Origin of the sequence: Kitasatospora sp. NPDC058492, assembly GCF_042720685.1 — a bacterium.
GTDB lineage: Bacteria > Actinomycetota > Actinomycetes > Streptomycetales > Streptomycetaceae > Kitasatospora.
Map to the genome: position 1 here is coordinate 1 of NZ_JBHXMU010000091.1, position 24,326 is coordinate 24,326.

At 71.7% G+C, this 24,326-nt stretch carries 23 protein-coding genes and 1 pseudogene; 11 read left to right on the forward strand and 13 right to left on the reverse strand.

Annotation, left to right across the window (positions count from 1 at the left end):
• Positions 1-486 (reverse strand): annotated as a pseudogene (locus ACFWPI_RS36575) (hypothetical protein); the annotation flags it as partial.
• Positions 487-491: 5 nt separating this feature from the next.
• A complete protein-coding gene (locus ACFWPI_RS36580) occupies positions 492-785 on the reverse strand; it encodes a MoaD/ThiS family protein (protein WP_063351215.1) in 294 nt (97 codons plus the stop codon).
• A 680-nt stretch (positions 786-1,465) separates the two neighbouring features.
• Between ACFWPI_RS36580 and ACFWPI_RS36585 the strand changes: the two genes are divergently transcribed.
• The 5 genes from ACFWPI_RS36585 (at position 1,466) to ACFWPI_RS36605 (ending at position 6,977) form a co-directional block, all read left to right on the forward strand.
• Positions 1,466-2,197, forward strand: coding sequence for a response regulator transcription factor (locus tag ACFWPI_RS36585; protein WP_063348270.1), 732 nt, complete (start codon positions 1,466-1,468; stop codon positions 2,195-2,197).
• A gap of 123 nt (positions 2,198-2,320) precedes the next feature.
• Positions 2,321-3,382: a LacI family DNA-binding transcriptional regulator gene (locus ACFWPI_RS36590; RefSeq protein WP_363632082.1), complete on the forward strand. Its 1,062-nt coding sequence runs from the start codon at positions 2,321-2,323 to the stop codon at positions 3,380-3,382.
• 125 nt (positions 3,383-3,507) lie between these two features.
• The gene (locus ACFWPI_RS36595) at positions 3,508-4,653 is read left to right on the forward strand and encodes a S1C family serine protease (protein WP_380380019.1); all 1,146 of its coding nucleotides are present in this window, start codon (positions 3,508-3,510) and stop codon (positions 4,651-4,653) included.
• Between the two features lie 63 nt (positions 4,654-4,716).
• On the forward strand, positions 4,717-5,487 hold the full coding sequence (locus ACFWPI_RS36600; protein WP_380380016.1) for a response regulator transcription factor: 771 nt from the start codon (positions 4,717-4,719) through the stop codon (positions 5,485-5,487).
• Entirely contained in the window at positions 5,484-6,977 is a 1,494-nt protein-coding gene (locus ACFWPI_RS36605; protein ID WP_380341842.1) for a sensor histidine kinase, read from the forward strand. Before ACFWPI_RS36600 ends, ACFWPI_RS36605 begins: the two co-directional genes overlap by 4 nt.
• Before the next feature lie 74 nt (positions 6,978-7,051).
• Here ACFWPI_RS36605 and ACFWPI_RS36610 read toward each other — a convergent pair whose 3' ends face one another.
• From ACFWPI_RS36610 to ACFWPI_RS36635, 6 genes are all read right to left on the reverse strand, one after another.
• On the reverse strand, positions 7,052-8,851 hold the full coding sequence (locus tag ACFWPI_RS36610; protein WP_380380012.1) for a bifunctional metallophosphatase/5'-nucleotidase: 1,800 nt from the start codon (positions 8,849-8,851) through the stop codon (positions 7,052-7,054).
• Between the two features lie 251 nt (positions 8,852-9,102).
• Positions 9,103-10,452, reverse strand: a complete 1,350-nt coding sequence (locus ACFWPI_RS36615; protein ID WP_063348274.1) for an ATP-binding protein — start codon at positions 10,450-10,452, stop codon at positions 9,103-9,105.
• Between the two features lie 54 nt (positions 10,453-10,506).
• Positions 10,507-12,081 carry an SCO6880 family protein gene (locus ACFWPI_RS36620; protein ID WP_063348275.1) on the reverse strand — a complete coding sequence of 525 codons (1,575 nt, stop codon included), beginning with the start codon at positions 12,079-12,081 and terminating at the stop codon, positions 10,507-10,509.
• Between the two features lie 7 nt (positions 12,082-12,088).
• A complete protein-coding gene (locus tag ACFWPI_RS36625) occupies positions 12,089-13,333 on the reverse strand; it encodes a hypothetical protein (protein ID WP_380380027.1) in 1,245 nt (414 codons plus the stop codon).
• A gap of 28 nt (positions 13,334-13,361) precedes the next feature.
• On the reverse strand, positions 13,362-14,177 hold the full coding sequence (locus ACFWPI_RS36630) for a hypothetical protein (RefSeq protein WP_380380008.1): 816 nt from the start codon (positions 14,175-14,177) through the stop codon (positions 13,362-13,364).
• A gap of 168 nt (positions 14,178-14,345) precedes the next feature.
• The gene (locus tag ACFWPI_RS36635) at positions 14,346-14,696 is read right to left on the reverse strand and encodes a hypothetical protein (protein ID WP_063348277.1); all 351 of its coding nucleotides are present in this window, start codon (positions 14,694-14,696) and stop codon (positions 14,346-14,348) included.
• Between the two features lie 239 nt (positions 14,697-14,935).
• On the opposite strand from ACFWPI_RS36635, the gene ACFWPI_RS36640 reads away from it, so the two are divergent.
• Positions 14,936-16,171 carry an NlpC/P60 family protein gene (locus tag ACFWPI_RS36640; RefSeq protein ID WP_380425302.1) on the forward strand — a complete coding sequence of 412 codons (1,236 nt, stop codon included), beginning with the start codon at positions 14,936-14,938 and terminating at the stop codon, positions 16,169-16,171.
• A gap of 184 nt (positions 16,172-16,355) precedes the next feature.
• The gene (locus ACFWPI_RS36645) at positions 16,356-17,069 is read left to right on the forward strand and encodes a phosphatase PAP2 family protein (protein ID WP_363376774.1); all 714 of its coding nucleotides are present in this window, start codon (positions 16,356-16,358) and stop codon (positions 17,067-17,069) included.
• A 14-nt stretch (positions 17,070-17,083) separates the two neighbouring features.
• Here ACFWPI_RS36645 and ACFWPI_RS36650 read toward each other — a convergent pair whose 3' ends face one another.
• Positions 17,084-17,281: a hypothetical protein gene (locus tag ACFWPI_RS36650; protein ID WP_079136271.1), complete on the reverse strand. Its 198-nt coding sequence runs from the start codon at positions 17,279-17,281 to the stop codon at positions 17,084-17,086.
• A gap of 162 nt (positions 17,282-17,443) precedes the next feature.
• On the opposite strand from ACFWPI_RS36650, the gene ACFWPI_RS36655 reads away from it, so the two are divergent.
• Positions 17,444-18,343, forward strand: coding sequence for a hypothetical protein (locus tag ACFWPI_RS36655; protein ID WP_063348280.1), 900 nt, complete (start codon positions 17,444-17,446; stop codon positions 18,341-18,343).
• Positions 18,344-18,539: 196 nt separating this feature from the next.
• Positions 18,540-18,740: a hypothetical protein gene (locus tag ACFWPI_RS36660; RefSeq protein WP_363376777.1), complete on the forward strand. Its 201-nt coding sequence runs from the start codon at positions 18,540-18,542 to the stop codon at positions 18,738-18,740.
• A gap of 81 nt (positions 18,741-18,821) precedes the next feature.
• On the opposite strand, the gene ACFWPI_RS36665 is transcribed toward ACFWPI_RS36660, so the two are convergent.
• Entirely contained in the window at positions 18,822-19,214 is a 393-nt protein-coding gene (locus tag ACFWPI_RS36665) for a metal-sensitive transcriptional regulator (RefSeq protein WP_063348281.1), read from the reverse strand.
• A gap of 403 nt (positions 19,215-19,617) precedes the next feature.
• Between ACFWPI_RS36665 and ACFWPI_RS36670 the strand changes: the two genes are divergently transcribed.
• Positions 19,618-20,238: a DUF47 domain-containing protein gene (locus tag ACFWPI_RS36670; RefSeq protein ID WP_063348282.1), complete on the forward strand. Its 621-nt coding sequence runs from the start codon at positions 19,618-19,620 to the stop codon at positions 20,236-20,238.
• 5 nt (positions 20,239-20,243) lie between these two features.
• Complete coding sequence (locus tag ACFWPI_RS36675) at positions 20,244-21,239, forward strand: inorganic phosphate transporter (RefSeq protein WP_063348283.1); 996 nt, start codon at positions 20,244-20,246, stop codon at positions 21,237-21,239.
• Positions 21,240-21,396: 157 nt separating this feature from the next.
• Here ACFWPI_RS36675 and pstB read toward each other — a convergent pair whose 3' ends face one another.
• Genes pstB through pstC form a run of 3 tightly spaced genes read right to left on the reverse strand, consistent with a single transcriptional unit; the run spans position 21,397 to position 24,263 of the window.
• Complete coding sequence (gene pstB / locus ACFWPI_RS36680) at positions 21,397-22,173, reverse strand: phosphate ABC transporter ATP-binding protein PstB (RefSeq protein ID WP_063348284.1); 777 nt, start codon at positions 22,171-22,173, stop codon at positions 21,397-21,399.
• 39 nt (positions 22,174-22,212) lie between these two features.
• A complete protein-coding gene (pstA, locus tag ACFWPI_RS36685; RefSeq protein ID WP_063348285.1) occupies positions 22,213-23,289 on the reverse strand; it encodes a phosphate ABC transporter permease PstA in 1,077 nt (358 codons plus the stop codon).
• Positions 23,286-24,263, reverse strand: coding sequence for a phosphate ABC transporter permease subunit PstC (gene pstC, locus ACFWPI_RS36690; protein WP_380380166.1), 978 nt, complete (start codon positions 24,261-24,263; stop codon positions 23,286-23,288). Before pstC ends, pstA begins: the two co-directional genes overlap by 4 nt.
• Between the last annotated feature and the right edge of the window lie 63 nt (positions 24,264-24,326).

Consider the following 24,326-nt stretch of genomic DNA (forward strand, 5'->3'; position numbering starts at 1 on the left):
CTGCGGGCCCGGCGCCGGAGCGGCGTGCCGGGCCTGCGGCGGCGCGGCGTGCCGTGCCACCGGCGGCGGGGCGGGCGTCCAGGCCGGCGGGGCGGGCGGCCTCGCGCCGGACACGACCACCGGCGGCAGCAGCGTCGTCGCGGCCGCGTCCTCCATCGGGGGCACGGGCGGCAGCAGCGTGGTGGCCGCGTCGTCCATCGGCGGCACGGGCGGCAGCAGCGTGGTCGCCGTGGCGTCGTCCATCGCGGGGACGGGCGGCAGCAGCGTGGTCGCCGCGTCGTCCATCGGCGGCTGCCCGTACCTCGGGTAGCCGTACGGCGGCTGCTGCCCCGGCTGCGGCGCCTGGGCCTGCGGGTACGGGGGCTGCGGGTGCTGCGGGTACTGCGGCTGGGGCTGGGGCTGCTGCTGCGGATGCCGGTAGGGCGGCTGCGGCTGCTGCGGCCACTCGCCGTAGCCGCCCTGGTTCGCGTTGTTCATGTCCGTCACGCCGCTCAGCCTCCCGCGAACGGCGGCAGCACCTCGACCGTGCCGCCCTCGGTGAGGGCCACGGTCGTGTGGTCCCGGCCGCCGACCTGGGAGCCGTCGACCAGGTAGGAGCAGTGCCCGAGCAACTGGACGAGCTTCGGCCGGTCCGCGTGCCGCCGCCTGGCCTGTGCCAGCGCCTCCGCCAGGGTCACCGCCTCGTACGGCTCCTCGGCCAGCCCGGCCTCGGACTTCGCGGCCGCCCAGTAGCGGATCGTCCCGCGCACCCGGGCGCCGCTCGCGGGCTCCGTGGTCGCACCCATCGGGGCCACCCCTTCTCGTCGTCCTCGCCCGGCCCCGGTGCCCCGGTCCGGCTCGCCACCGGGCCGCCCGACCACCCGAAAGATGGACTCGCACGGCGCCGCCGATGTGCGTCCCATGATGGCGTGTCCGCCGCCACGACCGGCAATCGCCCTGGCCGAGGGGGCCCGGAGGACGGCTCGAAGCTGTGTCCAGGCTCACCCGGCGCGCGCCCGGATTGGGCGAACCGCCGGATTCGAGCCCTCCCGGCGCGGATGGCCGTCGGCTATCCTCGACGTCCAAGAGGGATCCGGGCAGAGTCGCCCCCGGGTCCTTTTGTGCTTTCAGGACGCCAGTACGGACATTCTTGCGATTCGTCGGCCCACCCCCGGCGCGTCGCGGGAACCGCCCCGCCCCACGCGGCACGACGACGTGCCCCGGCCGGCCGGGGTGTCCACCCGGCACCCGGGCCGCCGCCCGGGACCGGAACAAACCGGAGGGTTCGCGGGATGAACAGGACAGAAACGGTGCGCCAAGGGTTGCGGGACCCTCGGCGCGTGCGCCGTCGCGTCCTGCGCACCGGCCGGCCCTCCGGCGCTCCTCGGGCGTCCGTCCACCTCCCCCCGACCTCAGCACGTGCGCCATCCGGCTGTGGCGGCAGCCGTAACGCGACCGCGACGACCCGGAAAGGGGACTACCGGGTATGAGTTCTCTCCTCCTCCTCACCAACGCTCTGCAACCCTCCGCGGAGGTGCTGCCGGCCCTCGGCCTGCTGCTGCACAACGTCCGGGTGGCCCCCGCCGAGGGATCCGCCCTGGTGGACACCCCCAGTGCGGACGTCATCCTGGTCGACGGCCGGCGCGACCTGCCGCAGATCCGCAGCCTCTGCCAGCTGCTGCGCTCCACCGGCATCGGCTGCCCGCTGATCCTGGTGGTGACCGAGGGCGGCCTCGCCGCCGTCACCGCCGAGTGGGGCATCGACGACGTCCTGCTGGACACGGCCGGCCCCGCCGAGGTCGAGGCCCGGCTGCGGCTCGCACTCGGCCGGCTCCACATCAGCACCGACGACAGCCCGATGGAGATCCGCAACGGCGACCTCACGGTCGACGAGGCCACCTACTCCGCCAAGCTCAAGGGCCGGGCGCTCGACCTCACCTTCAAGGAGTTCGAGCTGATCAAGTACCTCGCCCAGCACCCCGGCCGGGTCTTCACCCGGGCCCAGCTGCTGCAGGAGGTCTGGGGCTACGACTACTTCGGCGGTACCCGGACGGTGGACGTGCACGTCCGCCGGCTGCGCGCCAAGCTCGGCGTCGAGCACGAGCAGCTGATCGGCACCGTGCGCAACGTCGGCTACCGCTTCGTCGTCCCGGAGAAGCCGGAGAAGGGCGAGCGCCCGGAGCTCGCCCAGCGCCCCTCGGCGCCGCTGGAGGCCTGACCGACGGCCGGGCGGGCCGCCCCCGCCCGGCTTGTCCGGTTCGCTCCCTGGTACCCCCTGGACACCCGGAGAAAGCCCCAGGTCCCACTGCCGACGCGCACGCCACACGCGTAGACTCCCCCCGTGGCCAAAGTGACGCGCGACGATGTAGCCCGGCTGGCTGGTACCTCGACCGCGGTCGTCAGCTACGTCATCAACAACGGGCCGCGCCCGGTCGCGCCCGCGACCCGGGAGAAGGTCCTCGCCGCGATCGAGCAGCTCGGCTACCGGCCGAACAGCGTCGCCCAGGCGATGGCCTCCCGCCGGACCAACCTGATCGGCATGGTCGTCCCGGACGCCCGCCAGCCCTTCTTCGCCGAGATGGCGCACGCCGTGGAACGGGCCGCCTCCGAGCGCGGCAAGCTCGTGCTGATCGGCAACTCCGACTACGTGGACGACCGCGAGGTGCACTACGTCCGGGCCTTCCTCGGGATGCGCGTCTCCGGCCTGATCCTGGTCAGCCAGGGCCCCTCGCAGCGCGCCGCCGAGGAGTTCGCCGCGATGGAGGGCGCCAAGGTCGTGCTGCTGCACCGCCGCCCCGAGGCGATCGACGACGTCGCGGTGGTCACCGACGACGTGGGCGGCGCCGAGGCCGTCGTCCGCCACCTGCTGGAGGTGCACGGGCACCCGTACGTGGCCTGCTTCGGCGGCCCGGTCGAGTCCCCCGCCCCCGGCGACCCGGTCATCGACCACGTCGAGGGCTGGCAGCGCGCCATGGACGCGCACGGCCTGCCCACCGAGCCCCACCTGATCGACGCGCCCTTCCACCGCTACGGCGCGTACGAGGTCGCGCTCGGGGTGCTGCGCTCGCCGGACCGGCCGCGGGCGATCTTCTGCTCCACCGACGACCAGGCGATCGGCGTGCTGCGGGCCGCCCGCGAGGTCGGTCTGAAGGTCCCGGAGGACCTCGCGGTGGCCGGCTTCGACGACGTCCCCGAGGCCGCACTCGCCGACCCGCCGCTGACCACCGTCGCCTCCGACCGCGACGCGATGGCCCGGGCCGCCGTGGACCTGGTGCTCGACGACTCGCTGATGGTGCCCGGATCGGACACCGAGCGGGTCCGCAAGTTCCCGTCCCGCCTGGTGATCCGCCGTTCCTGCGGCTGTGGCGGCGCCGCGGCGGTCCCGACCGGGGAAGCGGAGTAGCGCACTCCGCTCCACCTGCCACCGCACACCGCCTGACCAGGCTTTATGAGAACCCAACGGGCTTCTCGGACCCTTCTGAGCCGGTTCTCATGCCATCCTCATCCACCAGGCGGACGTTGGTCGGCATGAGCGAACAGCAGCAGCACCACGACGAGCAGTACGGCCCGTACGAGCCCCGCGTGGTCGAGGGCACCGTCCTCGGCAGCAGCGCCGCCACGACCGCCTCCAGGTACCGCGAGGACCACTCGGCAGGCGGCTTCGACTCCCCGACCCCGCCCCCGCCCATGCCCCCCGAGCCGCCCACCGCCGGCCAGCCCGGCGGCCACGGCGGCCACGGCAACCGCGCCCGGCGCGGCCTGCTGCGCGGACGGCTCGCCCTGGTCACCGCCGTCGCCGCGGTCGCCGCCGTCATCGGCGGCGTCACCGGCGGGTTCGTCGCCGCCGAGCAGCACGGCTCCGCCGCCCGCACCAGCACCGTCGCCAGCCCCGTCTCCGCCCGCTCCGACGGCGGCGCCGACGTGCCGGCCATCGCCGCCGCCGTCTCGCCGAGCGTCGTCCAGATCACCGTCAAGAACGGCAACGGCACCGCCACCGGCACCGGCGTCATCCTCGACACCAGCGGACGGATCCTCACCAACTACCACGTGATCGACACCGCCGCCGACGGCGGCCAGATCACCGTCGCCTTCAAGGACGGCTCCACCGCCCCGGCCGCCGTCACCGGCACCGACAAGTCCCTCGACGTCGCCGTGATCACCGCGAGCGGCGGCAAGAACCTCACCCCCGCCACCCTCGGCGACTCCTCCGGCGTGGCCGTCGGCGACCCCGTCGTCGCCATCGGCAACCCCGACGGCCTCACCGGCACCGTCACCTCCGGCATCATCAGCGCCGAGAACCGCGACGTCACCGTCCAGCTCGACGAGGGCACCACCAGCAGCAACGGCGGCTTCGGCTTCCCCAGCCTGCCCGGCCTGCCCAACCTGCCCGGCACGCGCGGCAACCTCCCCCAGCAGAACAGCGGCAGCACCACCACCTACAAGGCCTTCCAGACCGACGCCGCCCTCAACCCCGGCAACTCCGGCGGCCCGCTCATCAACGCCAACGGCCAGGTCATCGGCATCAACTCGGCGATGTACGCCCCCAGCGGCGCCAGCTCCACCGCCGGCGGCGGCAGCAGCAGCAGCGCCGGCAGCGTCGGCCTCGGCTTCGCCATCCCGATCAACGACATCAAGCAGGTTCTGCCGAAACTGGAGGCCGGCCAGAACCTGTAAGACGGACAATTACCCCCGGTACCCCCAGCAGGCCCTCCACCCGACGAGAAAGGGCAGCAGCCCATGACCCCGTCCGCCGACGACCGCACCGCCGCCGAGGCCGGCCACCCCTCCGCCCGGCTCCTCGTGGTCGACGACGAACCCGCCCTCCGGGACGCCCTGGAGAGCAGCCTCGCCTTCGAGGGCTACGAGGTCGCCACCGCCACCGACGGCTACGAGGCCCTGGAATCCGTCGAACGCGACCGGCCCGACCTCGTCCTGCTGGACATCATGATGCCCCGGATGGACGGCCTCACCGCCGTCCGCCGGATGCGCTCCCGCGGCGACACCGTCCCCGTCCTGATGCTCACCGCCCGCGACGCCGTCGGCGACCGCGTCACCGGCCTGGACGTCGGCGCCGACGACTACCTCGCCAAGCCCTTCGAACTCGACGAACTGCTCGCCCGCGTCCGCGCCCTGCTGCGCCGCAACGCCCTCGCCACCGAGGCCGCCGCCCGCGCCGCCGCCGAGGACGAGAGCGAGGTGCTGGCCTTCGCCGACCTGCGGATGAACACCGCCACCCGCGAGGTCACCCGCGCCGGCAAGCCCGTCGAACTCACCCGCACCGAGTTCATGCTGCTGGAGATGTTCCTCGCCCACCCCCGCCAGGTCCTCACCCGCGAACAGATCCTCAAGGCCGTCTGGGGCTTCGACTTCGAACCCTCCTCCAACTCCCTGGACGTCTACGTGATGTACCTGCGCCGCAAGACCGAGCAGGGCGGCATGCCCCGCCTCATCCAGACCGTACGCGGCGTCGGCTACGCCCTGCGCCCGGCCGCCGGCGCCACCACGTGACCTCCCCCACGCCCTACCCGCCCCCGCCACTGGCTCCACCCGGCGTCCCCCGCCGCCGGCGCCTCTCCCACTGGCTCCGCTCCCGCTCCCTCCGCAGCCGCCTCACCTTCCTGAGCGCGGCCGCGGTCGCGGTGGCCATCGCCCTGTCGGCGCTGGCCTGCTGGTTCATCGTGGAGAAGCAGCTGTACGACCAGGTCCGGGCGGACCTGGCGGGTGCTCCCGCAGCACCGATCGGGAGGAACCCCCTGGTCTGCTACGCCACCCCGGAAGCCGCGCTGGAGAACCAGCGCGGCGTCGTCATCCCGGACATCAGCGGAGCCGTCCCCCGGGACACCCAGTTCCTCCGGGCCGGGGCCGAGGGCGTCTGCCTGCCCCCCGGGGCGACCAAGGCCATCGTGGCCACGTCGGCGGACGCCGCCGGATTCCGGCTCAAGCCGGGCCAGTCGATCATCCGGGACGGCAGGTACACCAACGGCGACCCCGCGATCGTCCGGCTGACCCTGAACCACAGCTTCCAGGTGCCCGTCGTCGTCATGGTGGCGACCCCCTCCCAGCCCATCGAGGACTCCCTCCAGCGGCTCGCACTCCTCCTCGGCGGCGTGGCCCTCGGCGGGATCATCCTCGCCGCCATCGCCGGCCGCGTGGTCGCCCGGTCCGCGCTCAAGCCCGTCGACCAACTCACCGACGCCGTCGAGCACATCGCCCGCACCGAGGAGGTCGGCACCACCATCCCCGTCCAGGGGGACGACGAGATCGCCCGGCTCTCCACCTCCTTCAACTCGATGAGCACCGCCCTCGCCAACTCCCGCGAGCGGCAGACCCGTCTGATCGCCGATGCCGGGCACGAGCTGCGCACCCCGCTCACCTCGCTGCGCACCAACGTCGACCTGCTGATCCGCAGCAACGACACGGGCCGCCCGCTGCCCGCCGCGACCAAGACCAAGCTGCTGGGCAACATGAAGGCGCAGATGCAGGAGCTCACCGTCCTGATCGGGGACCTGCTCCAGCTGTCCCGCCCGGATTCCCCCAAGCCGGTCCACAACCCCACCGTGGTGGCCCTCCACGAGATCGCCGGGCGGGCGGTCGAGCGGGCGAAGCTGCGCGGCCCGGGGCTGGTCTTCGAGACCGCGACCGACCCCTGGTTCGTGCACGGCGACGCCGCCGGGCTCGAACGGGCGGTGATCAACCTGCTGGACAACGCGGTCAAGTACAGCCCGCCCGGCGGCACCATCGAAGTCCGGCTCCAGCAGGGCGTGTTGACCGTCCGCGACCACGGCCCCGGCATTCCGCCGGAGGAACTGCAGTACGTGTTCGACCGGTTCTGGCGTTCGCCGTCCTCACGGCAGCTGCCCGGCTCCGGCCTGGGCCTGTCGATCGTCGCGCAGAGCGTCCGGGAGGCGGGCGGCGAGGTGTCGCTGGGCCCGGCCGGGGACGGCGGCCCGGGCGCGCTGGCGACCGTCCGGCTGCCCGGCGGCCCCGCCCCCGAATAGGGCGGGACGGGCGGACGACGCAGGACGGGCGGGGCGCCCCGACAGCGCCCCGCCCGTCCTGTACCGGCTCACGGTCAGTCGATGTCGACGCCCGGGCCGATGACCTTGATCCGGTCCTGCGCCGGGGCCTTCAGCGGCGAGGCCACCGAGCTGTGGGCGCCCAGGTAGGCGGCGAAGACGTCCAGGTCGGAGGCGCCGACGAGCTTGTCGGTGCCGGCCGCGAAGGCCGGGAAGCCGTCGCCGCCGCCGGCCAGGAACTCATTGGCCGCGACCCGGTACTTGGCGGCCTGGTCGATCGGGGCGCCGTTCAGCCGGATCGAGTCGACGACCACCCGGTCCGCGCCGGTCTTGCGCATGTCCAGGGTGTAGTGGAGGCCCGAGGACGCCTGGAGGATCTTCGGCGCGGCCGCGTTGGGGCCGCTGACCTGCTGCTGGAGCAGCTGCACCAGCTGGGCGCCGGTCAGCGTCTTGACCTGCATCATGTTGGTGAACGGCTGGACGGTGAACGCCTCGCCGTAGGTCACCACGCCGTCGCCCTCCGCACCGGAGGCCTTGTAGACCAGGTCGGCGCGGATGCCGCCGGGGTTCATGAAGGCGATCTGCGCCCCGCCCTTGGCGGCCGGGGCGAGCCCCTCCACCTGCGCGTCGGCGATCAGGTCGCCGAGCGGCTTCTCCAGGTCGCTGTTGCCGCGGCCGTTGATGTCCGAGGCGATGTAGCCGATCGGCCGGTTGGCGATCGGGGCGGCCAGCTTGGAGTAGTGGTCGACCAGCGCCGTCATGTCGGGCGCCTTCTCGACGGTGCGGCGCACCACGTGGTTCTCGGCCTTGACCGTCGGGCGGACGATCTCGCCGGTGGTCTTGTCCAGCTTCATGTCGATCTCGGTGTACAGCCGGCCGAAGGAGGCGGCGCTGGTGACCGAGCGCGGGACGCCGTTGGGGTCGGGGATGGTGCAGGCGTACGCGTTGTGGGTGTGGCCGGTGACGATGGCGCCGATCGACGGGTCGAGCTTCTTGGAGATGTCGACGATCGGACCGGAGATGCCCTGGCCGGCCGGGCCGCAGTCGTAGTTGTAGACGCTGCTGGCCGGGTACCCGCCCTCGTGGATCAGCGCGACGATCGAGTTGACGCCCTTGGCCTTGAGCTCGGCGGCGTACTTGTTGATCGTGGTGACCTCGTTGGCGAACTTCAGGCCCTTGACGCCCTCGGCGGTCACGATGTTCGGCGTGCCCTCCAGGGTGACGCCGATGAAGCCGACCTTCACGCCCTGGGACTTGGTCACCCAGTACGGGGCCAGCAGCGGCTTGCCGGTCTTCTCGTCGGTGACGTTGGCCGACAGGTAGTTGAAGTTGGCGCCCTTGAACGTGCGGCCGGGCTCGTAGCAGCCGTCGACCGGGTGGCAGCCGCCGTCCTGCATGCGCAGCAGCTCCTGCGCGCCCTCGTCGAACTCGTGGTTGCCGACCGAGGTGACGTCCAGGCCGAGCTTGTCCATCGCCTCGATGGTCGGCTCGTCGTGGAAGAGCGCCGAGGTGAGCGGGCTGGCGCCGATGATGTCGCCGGCCGCGACGGTGATCGAGTCGTCGGCCGGGATCCGGGCCTTGCGCAGCTCGGTGGCCAGGTACTCGATGCCACCGGCCGGGGTCGAGACCTCCTTGCCGGTGGCCGGGTCGATCTCCCGGATGGTGCCGGACGAACCGGCCGGGGGCTCCAGGTTGCCGTGGAAGTCGTTGATCGCCAGCAGCTGGAGGTTGACGGTCTTGTGACGCTTGGCGTTGGCGTCGGCGGCCTGCGCGGCCGTCGGCACGGCCACCGTGCCGAACAGACCTGCGGCGGCGACGACGGCGAGCGCCGCGCGTCGGGATCTGACGGTGAGCATGAGGGTCCCCTGCACCTTGGAGGAGCGCCCGCTGTGGACTTGACCGGGCGTCTGGGTGATGTGTTGCGCCTGTGAAGCCTAGAGTCAACGCGCGTAGCTGTCAGGACGTCGAACGTAACGAGAGGATTACCTCCTGACGAACCGTCGCCGTCCGACCAGCGCCGGCGCCCCCGTCCGGGCCTCCCCGCCCAGACCACCCGCCCGACCCGCCCAGGCCCCCCGACCGGCCGCTCAGACCCCCGACCGGCCGCTCAGACTCCCGGCTCGGCCGCCAACTGCCGCTCGGCCCGGTCCCGTTCGGCCACCGCGTCCTCGGTCATCGCACGGTCGGTGTACACCAGCGGCCGCTCGGCCTCGGTGATGATGTGCTTGACCACCTGGACATTGCCGTTGACGTCCCAGACCGCGATGCCCGGCGACAGGGTGGGGATGATCTCCACCGCCCAGCGCGGCAGGCCCAGCACCCGGCCGGTGGACCGCGCCTCCTCCGCCTTCTGCATGTAGATCGTCCGGGTGGAGGCCATCTTCAGGATCGCCGACGCCTCCTTGGCCGCCGCACCGTCCACCACGTCGGACAGGTGGTGCACCACCGCGACGAAGGAGAGCCCGAGCCGGCGGCCGAACTTCAGCAGCCGCTGGAACAGCTGCGCCACGAAGGGGCTGTTGATGATGTGCCAGGCCTCCTCGACCAGGAAGATGCGCTTCTTCCGGTCCGGCCGGATCCAGGTGTGCTCCAGCCACACGCCGACGATCGCCATCAGGATCGGCATCGCGATCGAGTTGCGGTCGATGTGCGAGAGGTCGAAGACGATCAGCGGCGCGTCCAGGTCGATGCCGTCGGTGGTCGACCCGTCGAACATGCCGCGCAGGTCGCCGTCGACCAGCCGGTCCAGCACCAGCGCCACGTCCAGGCCCCAGGACTGCACCTCGTCCACCGCCACGCCCAGCGACTCCACCGAGGACAGCTCGGGGCTGCGCAGGGTGTCGATGATGTCGTCCAGCACCGGCTGACGGTCCTTCACCGTCGCCACCACATGGGCGTGCGCGGCCTTCAGCGCGAACCCGGCCCGCTCCTCCAGGCCCCGCCCCATCGCCACCTCGACGATGGTGCGCAGCAGCGACAACTGGCCGGTCTGGGTGATCGCCGGGTCCAGCGGGTTGAGCTTCACCCCGCCGTCCCGGGCGGCCATCGGGTCGAGCCGGATCGACTTTATGCCCAGCGCGTTGGCGATCAGGTTCCACTCGCCGACGCCGTCCTCGCCCTGCGCGTCGAGCACCACGACCTGCCGGTCGCGGAACCTCAACTGCCGCAGCACGTACGTCTTCTCCAGCGCCGACTTGCCGTTGCCGGACTCGCCGAGCACCAGCCAGTGCGGGGCCGGCAGCTGCTGCCCGTACAGCTGGAAGGGGTCGTAGACGTACCCCTTGCCGCTGTACACCTCACGGCCGATGATCACGCCCGAGTCGCCCAGCCCCGGCGCGGCGGTGGGCAGGTAGACCGCCTGCGCCTGGCCGGTGGAGGTGCGCACCGGCAGCCGGGTGGTCTCCACCTTGCCGAACATCAGGCTGGTGAACGCCTCGGAGAGGTTGCCGAGCGCCATGTACGGCCTCCTGGTCTGGTCGACGGGCGGTGGTGGAGCGGTGCGGACCGGGCGTCAGCGGCGGATGCCGGTCGCGAACGGCAGGGTGTTGACGAAGGCCCGGTGGTGCTCGCGGTCGCACCACTCCAGCTTGAGGTAGCTCTTGCCGGCCGAGGCCCGGATGGTGCGCTTGTCCCGGGCCAGCGCGTCGGGGTTGCGCGAGGACACCGTGATGTAGCCGACCAGGTTCACCCCGGCCGCACCGGAGGCCAGGTCGTCGCCGCGCTGGTCCACCCGGCCGGTGTGGGCCAGGTCGCGCGGGTCGACCGTCCGGTTCATCTTGGCCGCGCGGCTGGCCTCCGCCTCGTCGTTGGTCTTCTCGGTCAGCATCCGCTCGATCGCGACGTCGGTGGGCTCCAGGTCCATCGTCACCGCGACCGTCCGGATCACGTCCGGGGTGTGCACCAGCAGCGGTGCCAGGAAGTTGACCCCCACCGGGGTCAGCGGCCACTCCTTGATCCACGCGGTGGCGTGGCACCACGGCTCCCGGGTCGCCGACTCGCGGGTCTTCGCCTCCAGGTACTGCGGGTTGGTCGCGTCCAGTTCGGCCGGCCAGGCGTTGCGCCGGGACATCGCCTGGATGTGGTCGATCGGGTGGTCCGGGTCGTACATCGAGTGCAGCAGCGAGGAGAGCCGGGCCTGCCCCAACGGCTGGCGCACCCGGATGTCCGCCTCCGCCAGCCGGGCGCAGATGTCGGTCAGCTCGCGCGCCATCACGGCCGCCAGCCCCTCGTCGTCCCGGGCCCGCCGACCGGTCGCCGTACGGCCCATCGCGTGCGCCTCGGCCGCCAGGTCGCGGGTGTAGTGCATGCAGGCCACCAGGTACGCCCGGTGCTGCTCCGAGGAGGTCGACACCATCGACTGCAACTGGTCGTACGAATCCTGCAGCCAGCGCGGCGCGTCGTGGTCCCCGCGCCGCTCGACGTCCTTGGCGTGCGCGTCCGGGTCGGCCGGCAGCGTCCGGGCCAGGATCTGCAACCGGGTCACGAAGCCGTCCCCGTTGGCGACGTGCTTCAGCAGCGTGCCGAACCGGTCGACCAGCGCCTCCTGGTCCTCCGAGTCGCGCAGGCCGACACCCGGGCCCTCGATCTCGATCGCGGCCGTCACCGTCCGCCGCTCCAGGTGCATCAGCACCCCGACCTCGTCCGGCCCGAACGGCGCGGCCAGCCAGCGCAGCCGCCCCACCCCGGGCGGCGGGCCGACCTCCACCTCCCGGCCGTCCATCCGGGTCCCGGCGTCCATCACGTCCGAGCGCCACACCGACCGGCCGCTGCGCACCGTCCGGCGGTAGGTGCGGTTGATCTCCGCCCACTTGTAGAACGTCCGCCTGCGGTACGGCACGTACACCGCCGCGATGGCCACCATGGGCAGGCCGATCAGGCCGCCGATCCGCAGCGGCAGGATCGGCATCAGCAGGCCCCAGAGCATGCCGAGGAACGCCCCGAAGATGATCAGGACGATCTCGCCGGACTCCCGGTTGCGGCCGATCGGCGCGTTCGGGCGGGCCTTGCCGATCAGGTAGGTGCGGCGCTGGTGCACGTACGGCTGGGCGTACTGGGCTCCGTACTGGCCGAGCGGTTCACTGCTCACTTACCCGTCACCCTCCCTTCGCTGAGTTGCTGTCGCGGATCGGAACCGAGGTCTGCGGCGGCCCGGCCTGCGGTGGTGGCGCCGGCGTCCGCCCGGCGTGCGCGGCGATGCCCGGCGCGACCGAACCGCCGCCCGCACCCCCGCCGCCGCCACCCGCACCGACCGGCCCGCGGTCACCGTGGGTGGTGATGCCCTGCTTCATCAGGTTCGCGGTGCCGTTGATCATCGCCGAACCGGCCGACACCGCACTCGCCCGGGCATGGCGCATGTTCATGATCTCGTCGCCGAAGCCCGGCACGAAGCGGTACACGGCGGCGCTCGCGAAGATCGACAGGAACAGGATCGCCAGCCCCGACAGCACCCGCGCGAAGTCGTCGCTGGCCCCGGCCCCCGACGCCACCGCACCCGCCAGGCCCAGGATGACCACGATGATCGGCTTCGCCAGGTCCACCGCCACCATCACCCCCGCCCACCGGCGCACGTGCTTCCACAGCTGCTTGTCCACCAACCCCGCGTACACCGCCGTACCCAGCAGCGCGCCCACGTACAGCATCGCCGCCCGGATCAGCAGCTCGATCCAGAGCACCGCCGCCGCCAGCACCGCCACCAGCGACACGATGATCAGGATCAGCGGGCCGCCGCCCATGTCCCCCTTCTCCAGGGTGTCGGCGAACGCGCCCAGGTACGACCCGGTGTCCGACTTCGTCCCCACCGCGATCGCCTTGGTCAGCCCGTCCGTCACGCTCACCACGGTGTAGAGAATCAGCGGTGTGAACGCGGACGCCACGACGGTCAGCCACAGGAAGCCGATCGCCTCCGTGAACGCCGTCGCCAACGGCGCCCCCCGCACCGCCCGCTTCGTCACCGCCAGCAGCCACAGCACCAGCGTGATCACCGTCGACACGGCGAACACCACCGCGTACTGCTGCAGGAACGACGCATTGGTGAAGTCCACCTGCGTCGTCCCGTCGATCGCGCTCGACAACTTCCGCACCACCCAAGCCGCCGCCTGGGCACACCCCTTGGCCAACGACCCCAACGGATCGGCCACACTCCCGATGGCCCCACCGCCCGGAAGCGAGCCGGAGCCGCCCGGAGCGCAGTAGACGTCGTTCCCGGGCAGGGGAACACCCGGGCAACTCGTATTGGTCGCCCCTGAGGTCGGGGTCGGCGACGGCTCCGCCATGGCGCGGTGGGCCGTCAGGACCACCGTGAGGACGCCGAACAGCGCCCCGCCGGCCAGGCGGCTCATGCCCCGACGCACGAAACCGGAATAACCGTCAGCGGGCATAACGGAAGCCTCCGAACTGCTCGACGGCACCAGTGATCTCCTCGGCGGTTGCGGCCTGCTGGTCCGGCGGAACCGGCGCCGGACCGGCTGCTCGGCTGAAGTCGGTGAGCTTCCAGTCCGTCCCGGTCCACCGCAGGCTGAGTGTCAGGGTGAACCACTCCTCGGACACCGGCCTGGTGGAACGCTCGCCGGCCAGTCCGAACAACCCGGTGCACCAGACGTCGACCTTGACGCTCTCCGCGGTGTAACTGCTGCTCTTGGTCCCGACCGGGACCGTCCGGCTGACGAACGCCATCCCCTTGGGCGGCTGTCCCTGGGCATCGACCCCGAACCTGGCCGCCGTCTCGGGAGAGAACCCCTGGTCCAGGCGGCTCTGGAGGCCCGTAACCGCGCCCGGGTCGGCGATGGTGGCGACGATGGTGTGGCGGCTGTCGGCGCGGAACATGTCGGCGGAGCCGATCGCCACCGCGTAGTTGGCGGCGGCGGACTGGGCGCCCTGGTCGGTGTGCGGGTAGCCGGAGCCGATGCCGTTGGTGGTGGTGCCGACGGGCTGGTCGCCGCTGGGGGCGGGGCCGGCGCCGGCGGGCGCGGTGGGGGCGGCGTGGTCGGCGGAGCGGCCGGTGCTGCCGGGGTCGGGTTTGTCGCGGTTGGCGATGGAGATGGCCACGACGAGCAGGGTGACGACGACGAGGACGGTCAGCAGGGTGCGGAGCGGTCGGGCCTGACGCTGGGTCGGCTGGGAGGAGGGCTGTTCGCCGACCGGCAGCCGCGTACGGGTGTGCGGCTGGTCGTCGGACAACGGCACGGCGGCCCTCCTGGTGCGGGGAGCCGGGGGGCTCCGGGGGCCCTCCGCCGGGGGCGGGCGCGGACGGAGGGTGGGAACGGGGGGTGGACTGCTGGCGGGTGGGCTCGGGGCGGTCCGGACGGGGACCTGGCCCCGGGGCGGGCGGGCCTGGCTACTGCTGTCCGATCGTCAGATCGCCATGCCGTAGACAATGGTGAACAGAGTGCCGAGTGATCCAATGATGAACACGCCGGTCAGACCGGCGACGATCAGCCCCTTGCCCTGTTCGGCGCCGAAGCTGTCGCGCATCGCGGTCGCACCGATCCGCTGTTTGGCCGCCCCCCAGACGGCGATGCCGAGGCAGAGCAGGATGGCGACGGCCATGATGACCTCGACCATCACCCTGGCCTCCGACCCGAGGGTCGCGAACGGGCCCCAGTCCGGGGCGATCCCGCCGATGATGGTGTCGATATTCGGCTTCTTTGGTGGGTCCTCGGCCAGGTGGCCGATCGCGTTCGTGTGCACGCTGCTCAGGTTCATTTCCATCTCACCGCCCGATCAGGCAAATTCAAGGGCCCTGACCCCGCCCGCGCGAAGGGTCGGTACCTATTCTTGGCCAGATCTGATGTCGACTTGGCTACTTCTCGCGGATTGGTCGTGAGGTACCGGGCACGTACGCGAGGATGTCCACCGTACGAAGGATAGCGCTCACTCTTTGTATCTCTGATGATTGCGGTGAGCAACGCCTTCCGGAACACTTCGACTGACGATTCGTCGGGATGGTGCTGATGGTACTCCGGAAGGCCGGTACGGCCGCCGCCGCTGCGGGAGTTGTGACGTTCGGGTTGCTCGGTTTGGTGACGGTGGGGACGTTCGCGGCGAGTGGGACGCCGCAGCAGTCGGCGAATCGCGCCGCACTCTCGCCGGGGACGGTCCCGGCGGCGTTCCAGGCGCCGATCCAGCAGTGGGGCGCGCTCTGCCCGGAGATCTCGCCGCCGATGCTCGCGGCACAGCTCTACCAGGAAAGCGGTTTCGATCCGAAGGCCCAATCGGGCGTCGGGGCACAGGGAATGGCGCAGTTCATGCCCGATACCTGGGCGGCGTACGGCACGGATGCCAATGGGGACGGCAAGAAGGACGTCTGGGACCCGCTGGACGCGATCGCCTCGGCGGCCACCTTCGACTGCGCGCTCGCGAAGGACGTCGCCAAGGTCCCGGGCGACCGGCAGGCCAACCTGCTGGCCGCCTACAACGCCGGCCCGTACGCGGTGACCAAGTACAACGGGGTGCCGCCGTACAAGGAGACCCAGGGCTATGTGAGGAACATTCAGGCGATGGCCCGCAGCTTCACCGTGCCCACGGCGCCGGTGGAGGTGTCCGGGCAGTCGGCCGCGGCGATCTACTTCGCGCAGAGCAAGCTCGGGACGCCGTACCTGTGGGGCGGGGAGGGGCTGCCCTCGCAGAACGGGCGGTTCGACTGCTCGGGCCTGACCCAGGCGGCGTACGCCAGCGTGGGCATCACGCTGCCCCGGGTGGCGAACGACCAGTGGTACGCCGGCCCGCACCCGTCGCGCGATCAGCTGCGGCCGGGCGACCTGGTGTTCTGGGCGACGGACCTGAACGATCCGCGGAGCATCCACCACGTCGGGATCTACGTCGGCGGCGGCTACATGATCAACGCGCCGCACACCGGCGCGGTGATCCGCTACGACAAGATCGACACCAGGGAGTACATCGGCGCGACCCGGGTCACCTCGGACGGCGCCCAGGCGCTGCCGGCCCGCAACGCGGACGGTTCCGTGAGCGCCCCGAGCCGCCCTGGCTCGACGACGCCGACCAGCCCGACCAGCCCGACCGCGGCGACCACCCCCTCGGCCCCGGTGGCCCCGGCAGCCCTGGCGAGCCCCAGCGGCGCCGCCACCCCGCCCGCCGCCGGACCGCCCGCGGCCGCCGGCCGCCCCGCCCCGACCGGCCCGGACCCCGCCGGGGCGGGGCGGCCGGCGGCGAGGAACTGAGCCGCCCGCGACCCTGAGGTGTGAGTGCCCTGTGGACGCTGAGTCAAGTTTCCATAACCGCGCGTTTCCGTGGAACGCTGTGCCCCGGCGATGACGTTGATCCCGATGGCCCACCGTCAGCTTCCCGCGCCGGGAGGGCCCCGACCGGATCGAACAGGTGCTGCGGACCAGAAGGAGGTGCGGCGTGTCGACGCCGCTTGCCGACACGACCAACCCCGACCTCGGCCTGCTCTACGCCGTCAACGGACTGGCCAAGCGCTCCCCGCAGTGGCTGGACCACCTGGTCTCGTGGATCGGTGAGTACGGCATCCTGATCGGCCTGGCGATGCTGGGCCTGGTGGCCTGGCTGCAGGCGAGACGCCGCCCGGACGCGCCGGTGGCCGTCGCCGGGCTGCTCTGGGTGCCGCTCTCCGTCGCCATCGCCGAGCTGGCCAACCTGCCGATCGCCGCGATCGTGAACCGCCCGCGCCCGTTCGTCGACCACGGCGGGCTGCTGGTGCTGGTGGACGGCAAGGCCGGCACCCACTCCTTCGTCAGCGACCACTCGACCATGACGATGGGCGTGGCGGTGGCACTGTTCCTGGTGAACCGGCGGCTCGGCTGGATCGCCGGGGGCCTGGCCCTGTTGCAGGGCTTCTGCCGGATGTTCATGGGCGTGCACTACCCGACCGACGTGATCGGCGGCTTCGCGCTCGCCGCCGCGGTGGTGCTGCTGCTGGCGCCGATCGCGATGGCGGTGCTGGTCCCGCTCTGCCACGCGCTGGGCCGGACCGCCCTCGCCCCGCTGATCCGGGCGCCGGAGCGGGCCGGCGCCGGCCCGCGCGGCCGGCGGCGCGGGCGTGAGCGCGGGGCGGTGCGTTCCGAGGAGCAGCCGCCGGAGTCCGATCTGGCGGCGTGAGCCGCCCGGCCCGGCTACCCCGGTCCGCCGCCGCTCTCGGCGAGGGCGAGGTGGTCGTCCCCCTCGCGCCGGGCAAGGTCGCGCGAGCGGCGGGCCGGTGAGAACCAGCCGCAGCTGCAGGTCGCGAAGGCGAAGGAACCGCGCTCGCTGACCGCGACACGGTGTTCGGGCATCCGGGCGGTGCCGGGGAAGGCCGGCAGCTCACTGTGCACGTGGTTCACCGTAACGCGCCGGGCGCCGGGCGCGCGATGCCGTCCGCAAGACCTCTTCCGCGTAACCCTTCGCGGCTCAACTCGTTTGCCCGGAAAGAGCTCTGTTCACCTGGTGGTGTCGGCAGGGCAGTCGGGCCCGAGGGGGTTGTCGCGAGGATGAAGATGACCGACCAGCAGCGTGGCGGACGGCCGGGGCGCCGTCCGCTGCCGCATCTGCGTTCGGCGGCCGGGGCCGCCCTGCTCGCCGCCGCCCTGGCCGGCCTGTCCGCCGGCTGCGCGGCCGGCTCCGGCGGCGGCTCCTCCGACCGGCAGTCGGGTGCCCCCGACCAGCTCGCCGCGGACCCGCTGACGGCGGTGCGCAACAGCGCCGACATCACGGGCCGCACCGGCTCCGCGCACACCGCCACCGAGCTGGTCACCGAGTCGTCCGAGAAGAAGGCCGTCTTCACCGGGACGGGCGGCTACGACTACGTGAAGCGGATCGGCCGGCTGGAGGTCCAGGTGCCGCCGGGCGCGGCGACCACCGGGAAGATCGTCGAGGTGGTCCTGCCGGGCACCGTCTACCTGCAGAACAGCGGCGCCAAGGTGCCCGAGGGCAAGTGGGTCAAGCTGGACGTGCGCCAGCTGCCGGACGGCAACCTGGTCAGCAGCGGCGCCACCGACCCGGCCTCGGCGGCGGGCGCCCTGCGCGGGGCGCAGAAGGCGGACGCGGTCGGCACCGAGACCGTCGACGGGGTGGCGCTGCACCACTACCGCGGCACCCTGGACCTGGCCAAGGCGGCCGACGCGACCGGCGGCCGCGGCGGGGACGGCCTGCGGATGGGGGCCCAGACCTTCACCGTGAAGGAGGTCCCGTACGACGCCTGGCTGGACGACCAGGGCCGGCTGCACAAGGTGGTCGAGGTGTTCACCTTCGCCGGGGTGGCCGGTTCGAAGGAGGCCAAGGACCAGGTGAAGGTGACGTCGACCACCTCGGTGACGGACTTCGGCAAGCCGGTGGAGGCCGCCGAGCCGCCGGCCTCGGACATCTACGCGATGAAGCCCTCGGAGAGCCCGAAGTAGGCCGCCGGGGCAGGGCTCCGGCGCCGGGGCGAACCGGGGCGCCGCCGGAGCGGGTGGCCGCCCGGGGAGCGGCGGTCACCCGTTTCGGCGGCGCCGAGATGGCCCGTCCGTGCCATGTGGACGGGCTCCGAAGTGCCTAGGCTGGACGTCGGGTGGCTGCCGCCCGGGCTGGCGAGGCACTGAAGGGGTGGTGCAGGTGGTGTCGTCCACGGGCGGCCGCAGCGGCGGCCACGACGACGCGGCCCTCGACGAGATCGATCTGGCCGGCGAGCTGATGATCGCCGCGACGGCCAGCACCGGCGACCGGCTGCCGACCGAGCGGATCGACGAGGTGCTGCTCGACCGGGCCGAGCCGGGGCGGACCGACGGCGAGGCCTGGCGGCAGGCCGACGGTTAGGTCGCTCCCGGCCCAGGGGCGTTCGCGGCTGGGGGTGTTGGCGGGCCGGACCCGCGCACCCGGCCCGGACCGGGCCCGGCCTCAGCTGCGCAGCAGCCGAGCGATCGCGGCCGTGGCCTCCGCGACCTTGGCGTCGAGTTCGGCGCCGCCCTCCTCGGCGGCGGCCGCGACGCAGTGCCGCAGGTGCTCCTCCAGCAGGGACAGTGCGAAGGACTGCAGCGCCTTGGTGCCGGCCGAGACCTGGGTGAGCACGTCGATGCAGTAGACGTCCTCGTCGACCATGCGCTGGAGGCCGCGGATCTGGCCCTCGATCCGGCGCAGCCGCTTGAGGTGGGCGTCCTTCTGGGCGCTGTAGCCGTGCGGGCCGTGCCCGCCCTGATGTCCTGCGGCGGCCGCGGGGACGGCGGGTGCGTCGGCCTGCGCGTCGGTGCCGTGCCCGTGGTCCGGCTCGGTGCGCGCTTGCGTCGTGGTCATCGGCCCGCCTTCGTCTGGATGCCTGGTGGCTGCGTCGGCCACCAGTGTCCAACACCGGGGCCGTCCGTGGTGTTCCGACGGCCGACGCGGCATGTGCCGAAGGGTTCCGGACGGGTTCCGGACGGTCTGCGAACGGGCTGCGAACGGGCTGCGGGCGGCCCGCCGCGCGGTTCACCCGTCTGAGCGGCGCCCCCGTCTTCCGTACGTACCACGGGGACAATCCGGGCGAGGTTCCGTCAGACTGGGGGCTCACGTCCGCACCTGGGTGTGCGGTCCGGGTCAGCTGGTGCGGCAGCCGAACGGAAGAGGAGGTTCCGCCTCCACCATCACCACCCCGTTTGCGCGATTGCGCTTGGTTGCACCTAGCATCGTTCAGTCCCTACCCCGCACATCGGAGATTTCCGTGCGTTTTAGCCTGACCCCGAAGGAGACGAGCTTCTACGACATGTTCTCTGCCGCCGCGGAGAACCTCGTCGTCGGTTCGAAGCTCCTGCTGGAACTGCTGGGATCAGACGTGTCGGCCCGCGCGGAGATCGTCGAGCGCATGCGCGCCGCCGAGCACGCCGGGGACGACACCACCCATGCCGTGTTCCACCAGCTGAACTCGTCCTTCATCACGCCCTTCGACCGCGAGGACATCTACAACCTCGCCTCGTCGCTGGACGACATCATGGACTTCATGGAGGAGGCCGTCGACCTGGTCGTCCTCTACGACATCCAGACGCTGCCGAAGGGGATCGAGCAGCAGATCGAGGTGCTGGCCCGGGCCGCCGAGCTCACCGCCGAGGCGATGCCGAACCTGCGCAGCATGTCGAACCTCACCGAGTACTGGATCGAGGTCAACCGGCTGGAGAACCAGGCCGACCAGATCCACCGCAAGCTGCTCGCCCACCTGTTCTCCGGCCAGTACGACGCCATCGAGGTGCTCAAGCTCAAGCAGGTCGTGGACGTTCTTGAGGAGGCGGCGGACGCGTTCGAGCACGTCGCCAACACGGTGGAGACCATCGCCGTCAAGGAGTCCTGACCCTCGTGGACATGGCAGCACTCATCGCCGTCGTCGGCGTTGCGTTCTTCTTCACCTACACCAACGGCTTCCACGACTCCGCGAACGCGATCGCCACCTCGGTCTCCACCCGTGCGCTGACCCCCAGGGCCGCGCTGGCGATGGCCGCGGTGATGAACCTGGCCGGTGCCTTCCTCGGCAGCGGCGTGGCGCACACCGTCTCCCAGGGGATCATCGAGACCCCCACCGGCGACCGGGGCATGGTGATCCTGTTCGCCGCACTGGTCGGGGCGATCGCCTGGAACCTGGTCACCTGGTACTTCGGTCTGCCGTCCTCCTCCTCGCACGCGCTGTTCGGCGGCATGGTGGGCGCGGCCATGGCCGGCGGCATCGACGTGATCTGGGGCGGCGTCCTCGACAAGATCGTCATCCCGATGATCGTCTCGCCGGTGGTCGGCCTGGTCGGCGGCTTCCTGGTGATGCTGGCGATCCTGTGGATCTTCCGCCGGGCCAACCCGCACAAGGCCAAGCGCAACTTCCGGGTCGCCCAGACCGCCTCGGCCGCCGCGATGGCGCTGGCGCACGGCCTGCAGGACGCGCAGAAGACCATGGGCATCGTGGTGATGGCCCTCACCATCTCCGGCCACCACTCCGGCGAGGGCATCCCGGTGTGGGTGAAGATCTCCTGCGCCACGATGCTCTCGCTGGGCACCTACGCGGGCGGCTGGCGGATCATGCGGACGCTCGGACGCAAGATCATCGAGCTGGACCCGCCGCAGGGCTTCGCCGCCGAGGCCACCGCCGCGACGGTCATGTACGTCACCTCGTTCGTCTTCAAGGCGCCGATCTCCACCACCCACGTGATCACCGCGGCGATCATGGGCGCGGGGGCCACCAAGCGGATCCGCGCGGTGCGCTGGGGCGTCGCCAAGAACATCGTGCTCGGCTGGTTCATCACGATGCCGGCGGCCGCCATCGTCGCAGCGCTGGTGTACTGGTTCGCCCACCTGTTCTGGGGCTGACCGGCCCCGCACGTGACAGGGCCCGCCCCCACATCTCGGGGGCGGGCCCTTCTTCATGCTCCACGGCGGCACCGCCATGCAGCACCGCGGAGCAGCCTGTGTGCTCGCCGTTCGCCTCCGGACACCGCGGTCCGTCGGCCGGTGGCGGGGGTACGGCCTAGCCGAAGCGGCCGGAGATGTAGTCCTCGGTCGCCTGGACCGACGGGTTGGAGAAGATCCGCTGGGTGTCGTCCAGCTCGACCAGCTTGCCCGGCTGGCCGACGCCGGCCAGGTTGAAGAAGGCGGTGCGGTCGCTGACGCGGGCCGCCTGCTGCATGTTGTGGGTCACGATGACGATGGTGAACTGCGACTTCAGCTCGCCGATCAGGTCCTCGATCGCGAGGGTGGAGATCGGGTCGAGCGCGGAGCAGGGCTCGTCCATCAGCAGGACCTGCGGCTCGACCGCGATGGCGCGGGCGATGCACAGCCGCTGCTGCTGGCCGCCGGAGAGGCCGGCCCCCGGCTTGTTCAGCCGGGTGTGGACCTCGTTCCAGAGGTTGGCGCCCTTCAGCGAGCGCTCGACCACCTCGTCCAGGACGGACTTCTTGCGCACGCCCGCGAGCTTGAGGCCGGCGATCACGTTGTCGTAGATCGACATGGTCGGGAACGGGTTCGGGCGCTGGAAGACCATGCCGACCGAGCGGCGGACGGCGACCGGGTCGACGTTCGAGGCGTAGAGGTTCTCGTCGTCGAGGAGGACCTTGCCCTCGACCCGGGCGCCGGGGATCACCTCGTGCATCCGGTTGAGGGTGCGCAGGAAGGTGGACTTGCCGCAGCCGGAGGGGCCGATGAAGGCGGTCACCGAGCGGGGTTCGATGCTCATCGAGATGTCCTCGATGGCCTTGGTGGTGCCGTAGTAGGCGGACAGTCCGCTGACGTCGATGCGCTTGGCCATGATCGTTGCTTCTCTCGTCTGTCTTCGTACGTCAGTCGGTCAGTGTCCGCCCTTGGGCGAGCGCCAGCGTGCGATGCCCCGGGCGATGAGGTTGAGCCCCATCACGAAGGCGATCAGCACCAGCGCGGCGCCCCAGGCGCGGGCGTAGCCGAAGTCGTTGTTGACCACCGAGTACTGCTGCCAGATGTACATCGGCAGGGACTGCTGCGGTCCGTCGAACGGGTTGCTGTTGATGGCGTCGGCGCCGAAGACCAGCATCAGCACCGGGGCGGTCTCGCCCGTGATGCGGGCGACCGCCAGCATCACGCCGGTGGTGATGCCGCCGATCGCGGTGGGGAGGACGATCCGCAGGATGGTCTTCCACTTCGGCACGCCGAGCGCGTACGAGGCCTCGCGCAGCTCGTTCGGAACGAGCTTGAGCATCTCCTCGGTGGACCGGACCACGACCGGCATCATCAGGATCGCCAGTGCGAGGCTGCCCGAGAAGCCCGAGTAGCTGAAGCCCAGGGCGATGTTCCAGAGCGAGAGGACGAACAGACCGGCGACGATCGACGGGATGCCCGTCATGACGTCGACGAAGAAGGTGACGGTCTTGGCGAGCGTGCCGCGGCCGTACTCGACCAGGTAGACGGCGGTCAGCAGACCCACCGGGGCGGCCATCGCGGTGGCCAGGGCGACCTGCTGCATGGTGCCGAGCAGCGCGTGGTAGATGCCGCCGCCGGGGCCGGAGGCGATCACGCCCTTCATCGAGTGGCTCAGGAAGTTCCCGTTCACCACGCCGATGCCCTGCTGGATCGTGTAGACCGTCAGGGAGATCAGCGGGACCACGGCCAGGATGAAGGCGACCCAGACCACCGAGGTGGCGAACCGGTCCTTGGCCTGGCGGCGGCCCTCGACCTGGGCCGAGACGCCGTAGCTGATCAGCAGGAACAGCACGGCCGAGATCAGGCCCCACTGCAGATGGCTCTCCAGCCCGCCGACGGCGCCGATCCCGCAGCCGAGCGCGATCGAGCCAACCGCGACGGCGGCCGGGGCCCACTTGGGCAGCCGGTTGGCGGTCAGCGACCGGCTGAGCGGCCGGGCGTCGGCCGTGACGGAAGTCGTTGCCGCGGTCATGCGTTGGCCCCCGAGTACTCCTTGCGGCGGGCGATGATCAGTCGCGCGGCACCGTTCACCAGCAGGGTGATGACGAACAGGACGAGGCCGGAGGCCATCAGGGCGTCGCGCCCGTTGTTGCCGGCCTCGGCGAACTTCAGCGCGATGTTCTGCGCGAAGGTGCCGCCGCCCGCGTCGAGGATGTGCAGCGAGAGCACGTTGCTCGCGGACAGCACCACCGCGACGGCGATGGTCTCGCCGAGCGCGCGCCCGAGGCCGAGCATCGAGGCCGAGATGATGCCGGGGCGGCCGAACGGCAGCACCGCGGTGCGGATCATCTCCCAGCGGGTCGCGCCGAGCGCGAGCGCCGCCTCCTCCTGCATCCGCGGCACCTGGCGGAACACCTCGCGGGAGACCGCCGTGATGATCGGCAGGACCATGATCGCCAGCAGGATGCCGACGGTGAACAGGTTGCGCGGGGTGCCGGACTTGGTCTGGTCGAAGAGGTACGTCCAGCCGAGGTACTGGTTGAGCCAGCTGGTCAGGCCGTCCATGTGCGGGACCAGGAAGAGCGCGCCCCACAGGCCGTAGACGATGCTGGGGACGGCGGCGAGCAGGTCGACCAGGTAGGCGAACGGCTGGGCGATCCTCCGCGGCGCGTAGTGCGAGATGAACAGCGCGATCCCGATGGCCACCGGGACGGCGATCGCCATCGCGATGACGGCGCTGACGAGGGTGCCGAAGGCCAGGACGGCGATGCCGAAGACCGGCTTCGTGGCGTCCGGCGTCCACTCGAAGGTGGTGAGGAAGTTGCCCTCGTTGGTGCTGAGGGCCAGGACCGCGCGCCAGGCCAGGAAGCCGGCGATCGCGGCCATGATGACCAGCAGCAGGATGCCCGAACCGCGGGCGAGGTTCATGAAGATCTTGTCGCCGAAGCGGCTGTCGCGCGGTCGGCGTTCCCTGCCTCGCGGGGCGGCAGGGGAGGATGAAGTCATTGTCTACTCCGGTCTGGTGGTGCCGCCCCGGAAGGGGGACGGCACCATGGCGGCGGTGCCCCG

Excerpts from the sequence above, each read along its gene's own strand:
- ACFWPI_RS36595 (WP_380380019.1), top strand. The coding sequence starts at position 3,508 with ATGAGCGAACAGCAGCAGCACCACGACGAGCAGTACGGCCCGTACGAG.
- ACFWPI_RS36655 (WP_063348280.1), top strand. The coding sequence starts at position 17,444 with ATGACCGACCAGCAGCGTGGCGGACGGCCGGGGCGCCGTCCGCTGCCG.
- pstB (WP_063348284.1), bottom strand. The coding sequence starts at position 22,173 with ATGGCCAAGCGCATCGACGTCAGCGGACTGTCCGCCTACTACGGCACC.
- ACFWPI_RS36640 (WP_380425302.1), top strand. The coding sequence starts at position 14,936 with ATGGTGCTGATGGTACTCCGGAAGGCCGGTACGGCCGCCGCCGCTGCG.
- ACFWPI_RS36580 (WP_063351215.1), bottom strand. The coding sequence starts at position 785 with ATGGGTGCGACCACGGAGCCCGCGAGCGGCGCCCGGGTGCGCGGGACG.
- ACFWPI_RS36625 (WP_380380027.1), bottom strand. The coding sequence starts at position 13,333 with ATGAGCCGCCTGGCCGGCGGGGCGCTGTTCGGCGTCCTCACGGTGGTC.
- pstC (WP_380380166.1), bottom strand. The coding sequence starts at position 24,263 with ATGACTTCATCCTCCCCTGCCGCCCCGCGAGGCAGGGAACGCCGACCG.
- ACFWPI_RS36610 (WP_380380012.1), bottom strand. The coding sequence starts at position 8,851 with ATGCTCACCGTCAGATCCCGACGCGCGGCGCTCGCCGTCGTCGCCGCC.
- ACFWPI_RS36635 (WP_063348277.1), bottom strand. The coding sequence starts at position 14,696 with ATGAACCTGAGCAGCGTGCACACGAACGCGATCGGCCACCTGGCCGAG.
- ACFWPI_RS36615 (WP_063348274.1), bottom strand. The coding sequence starts at position 10,452 with ATGGCGCTCGGCAACCTCTCCGAGGCGTTCACCAGCCTGATGTTCGGC.
- pstA (WP_063348285.1), bottom strand. The coding sequence starts at position 23,289 with ATGACCGCGGCAACGACTTCCGTCACGGCCGACGCCCGGCCGCTCAGC.
- ACFWPI_RS36585 (WP_063348270.1), top strand. The coding sequence starts at position 1,466 with ATGAGTTCTCTCCTCCTCCTCACCAACGCTCTGCAACCCTCCGCGGAG.
- ACFWPI_RS36665 (WP_063348281.1), bottom strand. The coding sequence starts at position 19,214 with ATGACCACGACGCAAGCGCGCACCGAGCCGGACCACGGGCACGGCACC.
- ACFWPI_RS36600 (WP_380380016.1), top strand. The coding sequence starts at position 4,717 with ATGACCCCGTCCGCCGACGACCGCACCGCCGCCGAGGCCGGCCACCCC.